This window comes from Paenibacillus sp. J23TS9, assembly GCF_018403225.1.
Classification (GTDB): domain Bacteria; phylum Bacillota; class Bacilli; order Paenibacillales; family Paenibacillaceae; genus Paenibacillus_AQ.
The window spans coordinates 579907-595945 of the sequence record NZ_BOSG01000002.1 but is presented as its reverse complement, the minus strand read 5'-3'; the positions used below and the strand labels follow the sequence as shown (position 1 = coordinate 595945).

Annotated in this window: 12 protein-coding genes; 11 read left to right on the top strand and 1 reads right to left on the bottom strand. The window is 49.9% G+C overall.

Annotation, left to right across the window (positions count from 1 at the left end; genetic code table 11):
• Nucleotides 1-191 precede the first annotated feature (191 nt).
• Nucleotides 192-512 carry a winged helix-turn-helix transcriptional regulator gene (locus KJS65_RS18150; RefSeq protein ID WP_213651270.1) on the bottom strand — a complete coding sequence of 107 codons (321 nt, stop codon included), beginning with the start codon at nucleotides 510-512 and terminating at the stop codon, nucleotides 192-194.
• 290 nt (nucleotides 513-802) lie between these two features.
• On the opposite strand from KJS65_RS18150, the gene zwf reads away from it, so the two are divergent.
• The 11 genes from zwf (at nucleotide 803) to KJS65_RS18095 (ending at nucleotide 15989) form a co-directional block, all read left to right on the top strand.
• Nucleotides 803-2305: a glucose-6-phosphate dehydrogenase gene (zwf, locus tag KJS65_RS18145; protein WP_213651269.1), complete on the top strand. Its 1503-nt coding sequence runs from the start codon at nucleotides 803-805 to the stop codon at nucleotides 2303-2305.
• A gap of 69 nt (nucleotides 2306-2374) precedes the next feature.
• Nucleotides 2375-3268, top strand: a complete 894-nt coding sequence (gene gnd, locus KJS65_RS18140; protein WP_213651268.1) for a phosphogluconate dehydrogenase (NAD(+)-dependent, decarboxylating) — start codon at nucleotides 2375-2377, stop codon at nucleotides 3266-3268.
• 32 nt (nucleotides 3269-3300) lie between these two features.
• The gene (fsa, locus tag KJS65_RS18135) at nucleotides 3301-3966 is read left to right on the top strand and encodes a fructose-6-phosphate aldolase (protein ID WP_213651267.1); all 666 of its coding nucleotides are present in this window, start codon (nucleotides 3301-3303) and stop codon (nucleotides 3964-3966) included.
• A 197-nt stretch (nucleotides 3967-4163) separates the two neighbouring features.
• Nucleotides 4164-5177, top strand: coding sequence for a peptidylprolyl isomerase (locus tag KJS65_RS18130; protein WP_213651266.1), 1014 nt, complete (start codon nucleotides 4164-4166; stop codon nucleotides 5175-5177).
• 32 nt (nucleotides 5178-5209) lie between these two features.
• Complete coding sequence (locus tag KJS65_RS18125) at nucleotides 5210-7147, top strand: carbohydrate binding domain-containing protein (RefSeq protein ID WP_213651265.1); 1938 nt, start codon at nucleotides 5210-5212, stop codon at nucleotides 7145-7147.
• Nucleotides 7148-7392: 245 nt separating this feature from the next.
• Nucleotides 7393-8358, top strand: coding sequence for an ABC transporter permease (locus KJS65_RS18120; RefSeq protein ID WP_213651264.1), 966 nt, complete (start codon nucleotides 7393-7395; stop codon nucleotides 8356-8358).
• Entirely contained in the window at nucleotides 8359-9234 is an 876-nt protein-coding gene (locus tag KJS65_RS18115; protein WP_213651263.1) for a carbohydrate ABC transporter permease, read from the top strand.
• 53 nt (nucleotides 9235-9287) lie between these two features.
• Nucleotides 9288-10943, top strand: a complete 1656-nt coding sequence (locus KJS65_RS18110) for an extracellular solute-binding protein (protein ID WP_213651262.1) — start codon at nucleotides 9288-9290, stop codon at nucleotides 10941-10943.
• Nucleotides 10944-11092: 149 nt separating this feature from the next.
• Complete coding sequence (locus KJS65_RS18105) at nucleotides 11093-12907, top strand: sensor histidine kinase (RefSeq protein WP_213651261.1); 1815 nt, start codon at nucleotides 11093-11095, stop codon at nucleotides 12905-12907.
• Nucleotides 12904-14334: a response regulator transcription factor gene (locus KJS65_RS18100; protein ID WP_213651260.1), complete on the top strand. Its 1431-nt coding sequence runs from the start codon at nucleotides 12904-12906 to the stop codon at nucleotides 14332-14334. The genes KJS65_RS18105 and KJS65_RS18100 overlap by 4 nt, the downstream gene beginning before the upstream one ends.
• A complete protein-coding gene (locus tag KJS65_RS18095; protein ID WP_213651259.1) occupies nucleotides 14331-15989 on the top strand; it encodes a DUF4091 domain-containing protein in 1659 nt (552 codons plus the stop codon). Before KJS65_RS18100 ends, KJS65_RS18095 begins: the two co-directional genes overlap by 4 nt.
• Nucleotides 15990-16039: the final 50 nt, after the last annotated feature.

Here is a 16039-nt window from a genome sequence, read left to right as displayed (position 1 = left end):
GGCTGGCAGAGATGAATTTTCGACTCGTTCATTGAAAAAACAGCATACGGCGATTGCTACAGATTCTGCATCTTTAGATGCAGAATCTTTTTATGAAAAAACAGAAGAAAACAAGTGAATTTTATATGACTAAAGTTACATAATTTGGTTTGTAAACGCTAACAAAACGGCGTAGCAAGAACACATAACAGCTAGTACCATTTCTCAGCCCATTCCTCCACTGCCCGCAGGGCTCTTCCGAGTTCCGTCCCTTTTCTGGTCAAGGAATACTCGATACGAACGGGGCGTTCTGTAATGACGTTACGGATAATAATTCCGCTATCCTCTAATTCCTTGATCCGCTCATTAAGCATGCGCTTACTAAGATCGGGAATATAGGCCTGAATCTCACTGAAACGTTTGGGTTCGTCCATCAAGGTATGGATAATGAGATTGACCCATTTTTTACCTGTAATCTGATAGGCGATTTCTATTTTTTCACATAATGGATTTTCGTGTTTTTCATCATTCATTTTTACTCACTCCTTCCTCCCACGGTTACTAAATATGATCAAGTTACTATGCAGTCCATATCATGCATTTATGATGGCATTTAAGCAATTATACAACATAATATCACGGAAACGCTATCATTTAAGGGGGAAAAGGGTTGTTCATAATTTGGACAAAAAATGTTTGACAGGGCGGAAAAATGGGTTTAATATTGCCCATGTTAAGTAATCGGGTTATTTTTAGTAACCATATATGCAGTGAAAACTGCTGCCGGCAGCTTATGTTTTATGGTGGAATGGAGGAGTTAACGGTGGACAATATGTCATTTGTCTTATTTGGAGGGACAGGGGATTTAGCGAAGAGAAAAATATACCCTGCCTTATTCAATCTGTATATAGATAACAAAATGCCTGAAGCATTCTCGATCATTGCTCTGGGAAGAAAAGAGCAGTCACATACAGAGTTTCAACAGGTTGTAGCGAAGTCGCTGCAGACTTTTTCAAGAAGAGCGGCAAACGATCCCGCTGTCGTAGAGGCTTTCCTGCAATCGATTCGTTATTCTGCGCTGGATGCGACTCATGTGGAGGATTATCAGAAGCTGCGGAGTCTTGTAGAGTCACGTGAGCAGGAGCTAGGCATTCCGGAAAACCGCATGTTTTACCTCTCGGTCGGACCGGAATTTTTTGATGTCATCGCTTTGAACATTAAGGAGAGCGGTCTTGGCTCAACTAATGGCTGGAAGCGGCTGATTATCGAGAAACCGTTCGGACGTGATTTGAAATCGGCACGGCATCTCAATGAACAGCTCAGCAAAGCTTTTGATGAAAGCGAAATTTACCGGATTGACCATTACCTTGGCAAATCGATGGTGCAGAATCTCGAAATCCTCGAATCCTCGAATCCTATTTTGAAGGCCCTATGGTCCAATCATCATATCGCCAACGTTCAAATTACGGCGAGTGAGACGGTTGGTGTTGAAGAAAGAGCAGGATATTACGATAAATCCGGAGCCATCCGTGATATGGTGCAGAACCATATGCTCCAGCTTCTCATGATGATCAGCATGCGACTTCCCCGGAAGAGTGATGCGAGCGAAGTCCGGATGAAGAAGAAAAATGTCATGGAATCCCTGCGTCCGCTGCAAATGGAGGACATCGCGAAGAATGTTATCCGCGGTCAATACACAGCGGGAGAATTGCAAGGAAAGTCAGTACAAGGCTATACCGATGAACCGAACGTTCCAAAAGACTCAAAAAATGATACCTTCATCGCTCTCCGTTTATGGATTGATAATTACTTCTGGAGTGAAGTTCCTTTCTATATTCGTACAGGAAAAAGAATGGCGGAAAAATCTACGCGGATCGTTATTGAATTTAAAGAGCCTTTAAAAGGACAAACTACCACAAGCGACCCTAATCTTCTGGTCATCGAAATTAACCCGAATGAAGGTATCTTTATTCAGTTGAATAAAAAGGATCCACTCAACACCGAGAAGCTTGAGCCAATGCGCATTAACTTCTTCTCCAATGAAAAGGAATTGCCGGAAGCCTACGAAAACCTGATTTTTGATGCTGTCCGCGGCGATTCCACCTTCTTCGCCCACTGGGATGAAGTTGAGCTTTCCTGGGAATATGTGCAGCCAATCCTCGATGCATTTGAGCAGGATTTGATCCCTATGTCGTATTATCCGGCAGGATCGAATGGACCTGAGGCTTCTGATCAATTGGTTAAAGCGGATGGATTCGAGTGGTGGCTTGATAAAGCACCAGCTGCCCAAAAGGCTGATAAGAAGGAATTGGTTACTCAATCCTGACGGGTTTATGATCATACTGGTTAAGTAATATAAAAATAGATAAAAACAGCATGGTGTGGAGGTAATAAAATGAAAGTCGGATTAGTTGGATTAGGAAAAATGGGTTTGAATCTGGGACAAAATCTTTTGGATCATAACCATAACGTTGTTGCTTTTGATTTGAATACCGCTGCGGTTGCAGACATGAAAAGCAAAGGTGCCGAAGGCGCTGCAAGCTTGAAAGAGCTCGTTGCCGCTTTGGAATCCCCAAGAATCGTTTGGATCATGGTTCCGCATTCGGTTGTTGATTCTGTTATCGACGAAGTGTCGCCGCTTCTCGAGCAAGGCGATATTGTAATTGAAGCAGGAAACTCACATTATAAAGAATCCATTGCCAGATATAACAAGCTCAAGGAAATCGGCGTGAGCTTCCTCGATGTGGGTACTTCCGGCGGTATGGAAGGCGCACGTAATGGTGCATGCTATATGATCGGTGGAGATCAAGAAGCCTGGAATATTGTGGAGCCGATCTTTAAAGATACATCGGTTGAAAATGGTTACCTCTACGCAGGTAAAGCCGGCAGCGGACATTTCCTGAAAATGGTCCATAACGGCGTGGAATACGGCATGATGGCTGCCATCGGCGAGGGCTTCGAGCTGCTTGAAAAAAGCGACTTTGATTATGATTATGAGAAAGTCGCTCGCGTATGGAATAACGGTTCCGTTATCCGTTCGTGGCTCATGGAGCTGACTGAGCAGGCCTTCTCCAAGGATGCGAAGCTGGATGACATCAAGGGTATCATGCAGTCTTCCGGTGAGGGCAAATGGACCGTGGAGACCGCGCTCGATCTGCAGACCGCTACTCCGGTTATTGCATTGTCCCTGCTGATGCGTTATCGTTCTCTTGAAAACGATTCGTTCACTGGTAAAGTGGTTGCGGCGCTCCGCAACGAGTTTGGCGGTCATGCTGTAATTAAGAACTAATCACAAAATACAAAATATGGAGGTAGAGAATCATGAAATTTTTTATCGATACTGCGAATCTTGATGATATTAAAAAGGCATACAAAGTCGGTGTACTTTCCGGTGTAACAACCAACCCTTCACTGGTTGCCAAAGAAGGCGTGAAATTTGAAGACCGTATTGCTGAAATTTTGCAAGCCGTTCCTGAGGTTGAATCGGTATCTGCTGAAGTAACCCCGGATGCTGAAACAGCAGAAGAGATGATCGCGCAAGCGAATGAGCTGATCAAGATCAACGGCGGAGACAAAAATATCACGATCAAGCTTCCAATGACTTTAGAGGGTCTTGAAGCATGCCGCTACCTGACTAAAAAAGGCGTTAAAACAAACGTTACCCTGATCTTTACGGTGAACCAAGCCTTGCTGGCTGCACGTGCAGGAGCAACTTATGTTTCCCCATTCCTGGGCCGCTTGGATGATATTTCGGAAGATGGCGTATTGCTGGTAGCTAAAATTGCCGAGCTGTTCCGTATTCATAACCTGGATTCGCAAATCATTGCTGCATCCGTTCGCCATCCGGATCATGTTACCCGCGTAGCTATGGCAGGTGCGCATATTGCGACTGTACCATTCAGTGTTATCGCACAGCTTGCAAAACATCCTTTGACGGATCAAGGTATGGACAAATTCGCAGCTGACTGGAAAAACGCTACAAAATAAGATACCCTTAAATATCTTCTTTAATAATAAAGCCCGTAAGAAGAGTGCTTGTTGCTCTCCTTGCGGGCTTTTGAGCGTTGAATGTGCCAAAAACTAAAGATCCGATATATGGCAACTAAAAAATGATCATACGAAGCAAAGATAGGGGTCATTATAATCTATTTTGAAAGCGCTACCAAAAGGAGGGCGGTGATCACTTGAAGGGAAAAGTTGCTGGATCGGCCATTTTTATCGCTGTATGTGTAGCCTTGGTGCTATCCGTCATGTTCATCCGGAATGATGATGCCGCAAATCCTCGTACGGGCATTGTGGCCTATATTAATATGGAACCCGTAGACAAGGAAGAGTTCTTACTGTTGGCCATGCAGACGCGTGGCTATCGGGAGGAGAAGGGCGGGAAGTTGTCCGAGTCATTGAAGGAGCAGGTGATGGAATCGCTCATCCAGGTGAAGACCGCCGAGCAGGAGGCCATCCGGCAGGGAATATCGGAAAAAGGCGCATATGCTTCGCTTTCCGCGGAGCTGGAGCAGGAAAACAAGCGCAGAGACGAAGCTGTGCGGAGCAAGCAGGTCATTTACGGGCCGCGGCAGTTTACCTTGCAGTCATATTATGATTACAAGCATGCAAGGACGTTGAATCAACTGAAGATGGTTTGGAAGAAGAAGCAGCCGAACGTCGAAGACAAAGCTCTTCGTGCCTATTATGAGGAGAACCGTAATCAGCTTGCCAAAAAACACGATATCATCCGGATCTATAAATTAACGGAGCTCTCTATGAACAAAAACGGGGGTTCGGGGGAACGGGAGCGAAACGAGGCCAACGGGCGCATAGAGGCTCTGCTGGAGCAGATGCAGGGCGGAGGAATTCCGTTCATGAAGCTTTATGAGTCGCGAAAATACAAGCCCGGCTTGACTGGAGTCGAGGTCATCAAAGAGGATAATTATCGCGATATGGCCAAGTACCGGAGCGGATTCTATGAACTCGCGGCCCGCTTGCAGCCGGGAGAAAGCGGGATGGTGGAAGAGAACGGAATCAAGGCCATTCTCTACTGCGATGCAAGAACCGAAGGGGGATATCTGTCCTTTGACGAAGTCCGGGAGGAGGTGATGCTGCGGTATGAGGATAAGAGCTTCGGGGATTATCTCGAAGGGCTTGCTTCCGGGGCGAAGATTCGGCTGACGGAACTGTACGGCACGCTTCAGGCGGAGTGACACGTGAATTTAAAAAGGATGGAGGAATCAAAATGAAGACGATCATGCGCGGATTGATGTTGGCTGCTTTTTCAATGATATGCGGGGCAGCATTCTTTGCCGTATCAGCCTCGGCTGCAATGTACTACGTGGATTCCCAAGGCGGCAGCGATAGCAACACGGGAACCGCGCAAACCGCTGCGTGGAAAACGCTGAACAAGGTGAACGCAACGACGTTTCAGCCTGGCGACAGCATCGTATTCAAACGCGGAGGCTCTTGGACCGGAAAATTGTGGCCGAAAGGGAGCGGGACCGCACAGGCGCCGATTGTCGTCGATGCCTACAGCACCGGAAACCCGCCGCTTCTGAACGGAAACGGCGAGGAGGCCGCCGTTTATCTGTATAACCAGCAGTACTGGGAAATCAAAAACCTGGAGATTACAAACGATAACGGAGCGAGTTCGCGCCGGATGGGCATTTATGTCGTAAACGAAGGCGCAGGTCTGCTGAATCACATTTATGTGATCGGCAATAACGTTCACGATGTTTACGGCAACAACGTAAAAGACGGCAATGGCAGTGGAGGCATCAAGATCCGCACGAAAACGGGTAGCGTCAAATCGAATTATAACGATGTGCGTATCGACGGAAATACGGTGGGGCCGCGCGTGGACCGGACAGGCATTGACGTCAATTCCGATTATTGGTGCCGGACCGACAGCGGCTGTACCGGGACGAATAACTGGTATCCAAGCACGAACGTAGTCATTGAGAACAACTACGTAACCGATGTCGGCGGCGATGGTATCGTGCCGATGGCTACGCAGGGAGCTGTGCTGCAGTACAACACCGTGAACGGATTTAACATGCGGTCGGGAACGGCGAATGCAGGCATATGGGCCTGGAACGCGGATGACACCGTCATTCAGTACAACGAAGCGTTTAACGGTAACACGACCCAGGACGGGCAGGGCTTCGACATCGACTACGGCCAGTCGCGGACGATCGTCCAGTACAATTACAGTCATGACAATGACGGAGGATTCATGCTGATCTGCCAGCCGGGAGGCGCCAAGAATGACGGCGGCATCGTGCGCTATAATATCAGCCAAAACGATTATGCGCGTACCTTTCATTTAGCCGGACCGACAACCAACACGCTGGTTTACAACAATACCATCTATCTGCCGACTGGAAGCACGACCTCGCCGATCGTGGCGGGCTCCTGGGACGGGTATACGAAGTCCGTTTCCTTCTACAACAACATCTGGCATCTTGATGGGGGAGGCATATGGGACGGCTTGTCCAACATTGCCAGCTTTACCTTCAAATACAATACGATTTACGGCGTTCATACAGCGGGAGAACCTGCCGACGCGAACAAGTCGACGGCCAATCCACTCCTTGCTGCGCCAGGAACAGGCGTAAACCGGAGCACGGCGGACGGGTACAAGTTGCTCAAGGGATCACCGGCGCTGGGTTCGGGCATGGCGGTCAGCAGTAACGGCGGCAAGGATTACTGGGGCAATGCGGTCTCGCAGACGAGTGCGCCGAACCGGGGGGCCTATAACGGAGTGGGCGTACAAGGAACGCCAGTGAATCCAGTGAAGAACGGAGGATTCGAAACAGGCGCATTGTCTCCATGGACCAATTGGAACACAGCAAGCGTGGTCGGTGGTAATGCAAGAAGCGGCAGCTATGCCCTGCGTTTGAACGGGGGACCGGGATCGGCTGAGCAGATTATTACGCTGCAGCCGAGCACCACGTATACGCTGAAGGGCTATGCCAAGACAGATAACAGCAGCCAGCCGGTACGGATCGGCGTGAAGAATTATGGGGGAGCAGAGCAGTACGCCGTCATCACCAGTACCTCCTACGCGCTCGGTACTATCACCTTTACGACGGGGGCATCCAACACGGCAGCCACGATTTATGTGTACAAGCCTTCAGGCACGGGATATGCTTATGGGGACGATGTTACCGTGGAGTAACTAGCCTTCAAGGGTGGAGTTCGGTCATACCTGAGAATTCAATCAGGCTAAACCGTCCTTCCCCTTTTTTTATTGGAAACGGTCGTTCCCTGTTTTAGAGTTCCCATCCAGCACAATCTAAAAATCGGACATAGAACACCTAAAAAAGCGCTATACGAAGATTACATATTATTTTCTATAATTTATGTTGTAAGCGCTAACAAGAATGAGGAATAAGAGTAGTAGAAAGAGATAGGAGGGGCTCTATGTTAGACAGCAAACTGAACGGAGCGAAAGGGTCGCCGCCCGGCACCAAGCGTACCACAAATATTGTGGCCAAGCATGTGTGGGAGGCCAGGTATCTGTATATCCTGCTTTTACCGCTGGTGGCTTATTATGTCGTCTTTCATTATTACCCGATGTATGGGATTATCATTGCTTTTAAGGAATACAGCTTCTCCAAAGGTATTCTGGGCAGTCCCTGGGTTGGTCTCAAGCAATTTGAGTCGATGTTCAGTCTTCCCCAGTTTATCGACGTGCTCAAGAATACCCTTATTCTCGCCGCAGGGCGGATCGTTATTGAGTTTCCCATTCCAATTATTTTTGCTCTCCTGCTCAATGAAGTCCGCCGAACGCTCACCAAACGATTTTATCAGACGGTATTTACCTTTCCGCATTTTCTGTCTTGGGTCATCGTTTCGGGTATTCTGATCAACTTTCTGAGCGACTCCGGCGTACTTAATCAGCTGCTGCAATATGTCGGACTGCCGAAAATGAATTTGCTCATGGAGTCCTCCACCTTTCGCGGTTTGCTGTTCGGAACGAGCATCTGGAAGGAGATGGGCTGGGGTACGATCATTTATCTGGCTGCGATTGCAGGGATTGACCCTGCACTCTATGAAGCGGCAAGCATTGACGGGGCGAACCGTTTTCAACGCATGCTGAAAATTACGTGGCCCTCCATCCGGGGAACGGCAGCTGTACTCTTTATTTTACAGGTCGGTAACATCATGAATGGAGCCGGATTCGACCAGATCTTCAACATGTATCATCCGGGGGTTTATGAGGTTTCCGATATCCTCGATACCTTCATCTACCGGACCACGTTCTATGAAGGCGGAAGCTTCAGCTTCTCAACGGCAGTCGGCGTGTTCAAATCCGCAATCAACTGCATTCTACTTATTGTCGCCAACCAGGCGGTGAAACGTATGGGTCAAGGAGGGCTAATGTAAATGGTTGAAAAAAGAGGCTGGCCGAACGTCATCATCCACCTTATTCTTATCATCGTAGCCGTGCTGATACTGGTTCCCATGTACAATGTGGTGTTAATCTCATTTGCTAACCCGGGAGCCATCGCCAAGCAAGCTATCTATTTAATCCCGACATCCTTTGACCTGAGCTCGTACAAGTATATTTTTTCGGGAGCAACTGTATTTAGGGCGCTGGGCATATCGGGATTCGTCACCATTGTCGGTACGCTGATCAATATTGCGCTGACTACCGTCGGTGCCTATGCTCTGTCTAAAAAGCATCTGCCAGGCAAGAATGCCTTCCTTGTTGGCATTCTGATCACGATGTTGTTTAATGGGGGATTGATCCCGATCTATCTGACAGTTAAACAGCTGGGCCTGATCAATAACGTCATGTCCATGATTTTGCCGCTCGCGATCAATACCTTCTATCTAATTATTATGCTGAGCTATTTCCGGACGGTACCCGAGGCACTGGAGGAATCGGCCAAAATAGATGGAGCGAACGACATACAGGTCCTGCTCCGGATCGTGCTCCCCATTTCTATGCCGACGATTGCTGCCATTACCCTGTTCTATGCGGTGGATCGCTGGAATGAATGGTGGAGTGCACTCCTGTATATATCCGAAACGAACAAGTTTCCGATGCAGCTATACTTGAGAGAGATGCTGGTCGATGTCAATAAAATGCTGAACAACGCCTACGCGGCTTCTGTTGCATCCGAAATGCGAAATACCTATCCAGAAGGGCTCAAAATGGCGACGGTTGTTGTTACAATGCTGCCAGTCATGTGTATTTATCCGTTCCTTCAGCGCTTTTTCTCAGCTGGGGTCATGATCGGATCATTAAAAGAGTGATTGCGGCCTGCTGGCCATAATCCATAAATCAAATAAAAAAGGGAGGTCCGGTTATGGAGACAAAAAAATTCGGCAAGCTTGCAACAAGCGCCGTCTCGCTGCTGATGGTTTTTTCGCTGGCAGCGTGCGGCGGCGGTAAGACGGAGGAAGCAGGCACAACCAATGACGGAACGAAGGAATCAGGTGGAACGAAGGCGGAAACACCAGCCGACGACAGCAAAAAGCTGGATATCAGCATTGGCATGTGGGATGCCGACAAAGCTTTTACGAACCGGGACAGCGATGAACTTCTGAAGAAGGTGGAGGGTGACTTCAATATCACGCTCAAGCCCAAAAACGTGAGCTGGTCTGACTACCAGGAGAAGTTCCGGCTGTGGGCCGCTGCGGATGAATTACCGGATATTATTGCCAACGACATGTTCAATACGGCTACATACAACCAGTGGATCGAACAGGGCATTATCCGCCCGCTGCCGGATGATCTGAGCAAGTACCCGAACGTGAAAAAGGTGATGGACCAACCGGATGTTCAGCCTCTGAAGGTAAACGGCAAGTTCTATATGATTCCGAGACTGACCTTCGATTCCACGGATGAATGGGTGATGGAGCGCGGACTCGTCGTTCGCAAGGATTGGATGAAGAAGCTGAACATCGACACGCCTAAGACGTACGAGGATTACAAAAACATGCTGAAGAAGTTCGTGGAGGGCGATCCGGACGGAAACGGGAAGAAGGATACCGTCGGTGCCACGCTTCGCCTGCCCTCGTTCCTCGATACCGTGCTGATGCCGGAAATTCCGCAGTACAGCAATGAAGGCTGGGTATATGAGGATGGGAAGTGGATGCCGAGCGTCGCTTCCGCCAAGATGGTCAAGGGCTTGACGCAGGTTCGCGATTTGTATGCGAGCGGAGCGCTGGACCCGGATTTCCCGCTGCTTAAAAACGATGACGGGCTTGAGAAGTTCGCTCAAAATAAAGCGGGTGCCTTGTTCAGTCAAATCTCCATCGCCAAGCTGCAAAATATGCAGACGATCTGGGCCAAATACGATCATGACGTAAAATTTGAGGACGCGGTGGAAATTTTGCCGGTATGGCCGGATGAGGATGGAAATACGTACCGGTTCGTGCAGACCTCCTTCTGGTCGGAAAGTTATTTCAGTGCCAAAGTCGACGATGCAAAGATGGATCGTATCTTGAAAATGTATGATTTCCTGCTGTCACCGGAAGGCGACATGCTCGTGCGGTACGGCTTTGAAGGCAAGGATTACAAGAAGGAGGGCGACAAAATCGTCGTTACCCGTCCGGTTGACGCCAAGACGGGCTCGATGAAGGCGCTGAAGGATGTATACCCTTCCCAGCAGGTGATCGCCATGGTGGCAAGATGGCGCGAGGACACCTACCTGGAGGACAGCGTGAAACGGATGCAGTTCGGCGATGCGCTCGTGGATAAGGTGGATGAGGCGTATAAAAAGCTCACAAGCGAAGCCAAGCCGATCCCGACGGCTTTCGATATCAAGCTGATGTCGACGCCGGCAAAGGATAAAGTCATGGGCATCAAATTTGTCGATGATATTACGAAGGTCGTTATCGGTAAAGAAGACCCGGCCAAAATGTGGGGAACGGTCCTGAAGGGTTATGAAGCGAAGGGATTGAACGAAGCCATTAAAGAAGTGAATGACAAAGCGGCGGAAATGGGCATCAAGCCATAGTCCGTACTGCTCCGTGAGTCGCTTCCTCTGCAGGCTATGCCTGCAGAGGAAGTTTATTGCATATTCAGGGGCGAATGTATGCGATAATGGGAGGAAATATCAGGAACTTAAACTTGTCCTGGAACATCACACGGAGGGGGAGCCGCCTCTTGTTGCACTACATCAAAGCACTGCCGATCCGGCGGCAGCTGTTTCTTATTATTCTGGCCTTTATGCTGCTGCTCTTTGCGGTGATGGCCACAGCCTATATGTTTACATCGAGGTGGCTGTATCACCAGAACAGCGATTATTCTTACCTGCTTCTGAACAAGATCAGGCAGCATATTTCCGCGCAGAATACGGCAACCAACCGCTTGATCCAAGGGATGGCTTATAACGAATCGGTACAGCAGTATCTGCTGGAGACCGAGGACCAGTCCCCGTGGAGATACGAGCTGTACAAGCAGACGGATACCCTAGTAGCCCGGTATAGCTCACTCCGCGAAGGGATCACGGACGTGACGATTATGGGGACGGGCGGCAGTAATTTTAACCTGATGTTCGATCGGCAGAAGCGGGAAGCCGTTCTGAAGACCATTGAAGAGATGAAATCGAAGGGATACAGCGGCTCGAATCCTTATTATAAGGGGCTCATCGATAACGGGGACAAGGATAATCAATATTTTCTTGTGGGGCTTCCCATTAACAATGCCATGCCGACCTCGACGGTGGGCAGACGACTGGGGTACATGGTTGTATTCATGCAGCCCTCCTCCTTCATCTCCAATATGGAAGAGGTATATAAGAATGCCTTCGGCAAAATTTACGTCCTCGACCGGAACAACGTCATCGTCGCGGCCAGCGGCGGCGGACATATCGGAGAGATCTATGCGCTGGATCAGCTGGAAGAGGCCGGCAGCGGAAACTACGTATTCTACGATCAACAGCATACCCGCCATATCGTGCGGATGGTCGATTTGCCGGATATCGAAGGGAAGATTATCAACGTCATTTCCGAAAAGGAACTGCTGCGCGGAATGACGGACATTCGGAAGGTCTACATGTTCATTCTTGCTTTAACCGTTCCGGCTTTGATCTTCATGGCGATCGTGTTCGGAAGAAATATCGTGTCCCCCATCCGCATGTTCATCCGGGCCATCAACGCCTTGAAGATGGGACAGTTTCAGAAAGAAAGAACCGAGATCAAGCTGGACGGTTATCTGGAAATTAAAATCATGGCGGGCAAATTCAATGAAATGATCGAAGCGATTGACGACCTGACGGAAGAAGCGGTGGACTCGCGCATGCGGATCTACGAGCTGGAGTTGTCCAAGCAGACGGCGGAGCTTTCCTATCTCAAGCATCAGGTTAATCCGCATTTTTTGTACAATACCCTCGCATCCATGAAAGGGTTGGCCGCCGAGCTTGGCATACCGCAATTCGTGGAAATTACCGGCGCCCTCAGCCAGATTTACAAATACAGCATCAAGGGCGCGGAGCGGGTAACGCTGCGCGAGGAGCTGGAAATCGTGAAATCTTACGTCAAAATCCAGCAGTTCCGTTTCGAGGATCGCTTTGACGTCTATTATGACGTGGATCCGCAGTTGTACGACCGCAGGATCATCAAGATGATTTTGCAGCCCATCGTCGAGAATGCTTTATCCCACGGTTTGGAACGGAAAATGGATAAGGGCACTCTCCGGATCGGCGGATGCGACAACGGGCAGGGGGCTACCGTGCTCTGGGTCAAGGATGACGGCGAGGGCATTCCGCCGGATAAACTTGCGCAGCTTCAGCAGGCGCTATCGGGACACGCGGAGCGGGAACCCGGAACGACCGAGAATCACAGCCTGGGGCTGATGAACGTCCACAGAAGGCTGCAATTGACTTATGGAAGCGGTTCCGGATTGGTGCTCAGGAGCTCGCCTTCTGCGGGCACGGAGGTATACCTGACTATATTGGCAAATCGGGGTGATGATGCATGAAGTATAAGATTGTCATGGTCGATGATGAAAAATGGGTCTTGAAAGATATCCGCCGTTCTGTAGACTGGGATTCATACGGATATGAAGTGGTTGGAGAAGCCATGAACGGGATCCTGGGCCTGAAGGCGATTCAGGAGCTCCGGCCCCATCTGGTGATCACGGATGTCCGTATGCCGGGCATGGATGGTCTGGAGCTGATCCGCGAGGTAAACCGCTTGGGCTTGGATACCCGGTTCATCGTATCCAGCGGTCACGCCGAATTCCAATATGCCCAGCAGGCACTCAATGCAGGCGCGATCGGGTATTGTCTGAAGCCGTTCGAGGAGGAGGAGATGGCGAGTCTGCTCATCCGGTTCAGAGCGATGCAGCAGGAGAAGGAGCTTCTTCTGCAAATGGAGCTGCTGTATTTGATGTCGGATCGGCTGGAGCATGAGGGATACGCTGATGAACTGCTTGTGCGTATGGGTCTTTCCTGGAACAGGGAACAAGGGATGATCGTAGTTGCTGTCATGGGCGAGGATCAGGAGCTGCGGAGTATCTCCGTTCCGCATATCCGCGTACGCACGGGTAAGCAGGAAACGATGTATTTGCTGGAAGCTGGGCTAGAAGGCAGCATGGATCACGATCTTACAGTAGGATTATCCATACTCCCGGATATTAAGGGCTTCGGCTGTTCCAGGCGTATTACGGATATTGGCCAGCTCCGCTGCGCCTATCAGGAAGCGGAGATTGCATCATACCAGTGTTTTATTACGGGACGGAAGGGACCGTTTATGCCTGTTACTGAACGCCTGTGGCCGGAGATTAAGGAGCTATTCCAGCAAATGGGGAATCAGTTCAATCTGGAGCAGGCATCCAGAGCCTGCGATATGTTTATGCAGCATGCTGAACAGGGCACGGTAGATATTCAGGATGCACTGCGCTTTTATAATACGTTCTTCCTCATGTACAGCGGTCAAGTCGAGCAGGATGAATATATTCACAGCTTTGAGCAATTGGTAGAAAAGTATGGGACCCTCGCGAATATGATGAACGAGATCAGGAATTTATCCTCGCATCGTAGCGAGCTGGCTGGAGAGTTAGGGCAGGTAAAGAATGAAACACTGCAGGATATTCTGCGTTATCTGGATGGCCACTTCACAGATGATGTATCGCTCAAAAGCATTTCAGAGCAGTTCTACGTGAATCCCAGCTATTTAAGCCAGCTGTTCCGAAAAATGGTGAATACCACCTTTCTGCAATATGTGACGGATAAGAGGATTGCCTATGCGTGCCAGCTGTTAAGTCGTTCCCGGCTCTCCATTTACGAGATTTCGGAGCAGTCCGGGTACCCGAACTATTTTTACTTTGCGAAGATTTTCAAAAAGATCATTGGCAAGACCCCCACGCAGTACCGGGAGGATATGAAGGGAGGATGTAATGTATGACGCAGAAATTCGAAACCCGTATTGTCCATTCTTTAGTGAAGGTATTTCCTGATGAGGAGCTGCAGGAGACGGAAGTCGTCAAGGGAGCGGCACTCCAGAATGAGGTCTTCTCGTACCAGGTGGCCTATCGGTCGCAGCATTGGATTCCGTCGATTCATGTGAAGGTCGAGTCCGAAATCGGGGATTACATCACGCTGCGCAGCGTCGGTCTGTCGCCATCGGAGTACCCTGTGCAGGGCGATCATGACGACAACATGCTGCGGACCACGCCTGGCCTGTATCCGGATCCGCTGCTGCCGCTGAATGAAGACGGCGTGCGTGCATATCCGGCGCAATGGCGTTCGATTTGGATCACGGTAAATCCGAAGAACGAGCTTGAACCTGGCCTGTACCCGATCGTGGTGCGTTTCGTGACGGAATCGGGAGAGGAGCTGGCAAAGGAACGCTTTGAACTGGAGATCATCGGGGCACAGCTGCCGAAGCAGCAGCTTCTGCATACGCAGTGGTTTCACACGGATTGCCTGACGACGCACTATCATACGGATGCGTTCAGCGAAAGACACTGGGAGCTCCTGAAACAGTACATACAAACCGCGGTGGATCACGGCATCAATATGCTGCTGACGCCACTCTTCACGCCTCCGCTCGATACGGAAGTCGGAGGGGAACGGCCGACCGTGCAATTGGTCGATGTCGAGGTGACGGGGGAGAATCAGTTCCGTTTCGGGTTTGACCGCCTGAAAAGATGGGTGGAGCTGTGTAACGAATGCGGCATCGAGTATTTCGAATTCTCGCATCTGTTCACGCAGTGGGGGGCGAAGCACGCGCCGAAAATCATGGCAACCGCAGATGGCGAAGCGAAGCGCATCTTCGGCTGGGAGACCGACGCGTCGGGCGACGCCTATCGTGCATTCCTGAATCAGTTCCTGCCGCAGCTGGTTGACTGGATTCGGGAGAACGGGCTGGAAAGCCGCAGCTATTTCCATATTTCCGATGAGCCGACGCTGGATCACCTGGAGTCTTACGAAAGCGCCCGTAATATCGTCAAGGATCTGCTCGAGGGATTTCCCATCATCGACGCGCTGTCGGATTACGACTTCTATGAAAAGGGTTTGGTGGAGAACCCGATCCCGGCCAACAATCACATCGAGCCTTTCCTGGAGCACGGGGTCACGCCGCTGTGGACGTATTACTGCGTATCACAGTACAGGGATGTATCCAACCGCTTCTTCAGCATGCCGTCTGCACGCAACCGGATACTCGGTTACCAATTGTACAAATACGATGCGGCCGGATTCCTGCACTGGGGGTATAACTTCTGGTATACGCAGTATTCCAAGCAGGTTATCGACCCGTTCCGCGTGACGGATGCAGGGGGTGCCTTCCCTTCCGGCGACGCCTACCTGGTGTATCCGGGCGAGGACGGCCCGATCGAATCGATCCGGATGGAGGTTATGTACGAGGCGCTGCAGGATTTGCGCGCGCTGCGCCTGCTGGAGGAACTGATGGGACGGGATGAGGTACTCGCGGCGCTGGATGAGGGCTTGGATGAGCCGATCACATTCAGCTGCTATCCGAGGAATGCGGATTGGATTCTGTCGAAGCGGGATTGGATCAACGGTAAGATTAAAGAGCATATGCTGATGAAGAAATAGCTTTTACGAAAAGGGGCATCTGTCGATGTCCCTTTTTTTGGTGCAAGTTA

What these genes read in the sequence shown, in the direction of transcription:
- KJS65_RS18120 (WP_213651264.1), top strand. Translation starts at nt 7,393, where the DNA reads ATGTTAGACAGCAAACTGAACGGAGCGAAAGGGTCGCCGCCCGGCACC.
- KJS65_RS18110 (WP_213651262.1), top strand. Translation starts at nt 9,288, where the DNA reads ATGGAGACAAAAAAATTCGGCAAGCTTGCAACAAGCGCCGTCTCGCTG.
- KJS65_RS18100 (WP_213651260.1), top strand. Translation starts at nt 12,904, where the DNA reads ATGAAGTATAAGATTGTCATGGTCGATGATGAAAAATGGGTCTTGAAA.
- KJS65_RS18115 (WP_213651263.1), top strand. Translation starts at nt 8,359, where the DNA reads ATGGTTGAAAAAAGAGGCTGGCCGAACGTCATCATCCACCTTATTCTT.
- KJS65_RS18150 (WP_213651270.1), bottom strand. Translation starts at nt 512, where the DNA reads ATGAATGATGAAAAACACGAAAATCCATTATGTGAAAAAATAGAAATC.
- fsa (WP_213651267.1), top strand. Translation starts at nt 3,301, where the DNA reads ATGAAATTTTTTATCGATACTGCGAATCTTGATGATATTAAAAAGGCA.
- KJS65_RS18125 (WP_213651265.1), top strand. Translation starts at nt 5,210, where the DNA reads ATGAAGACGATCATGCGCGGATTGATGTTGGCTGCTTTTTCAATGATA.
- KJS65_RS18095 (WP_213651259.1), top strand. Translation starts at nt 14,331, where the DNA reads ATGACGCAGAAATTCGAAACCCGTATTGTCCATTCTTTAGTGAAGGTA.
- gnd (WP_213651268.1), top strand. Translation starts at nt 2,375, where the DNA reads ATGAAAGTCGGATTAGTTGGATTAGGAAAAATGGGTTTGAATCTGGGA.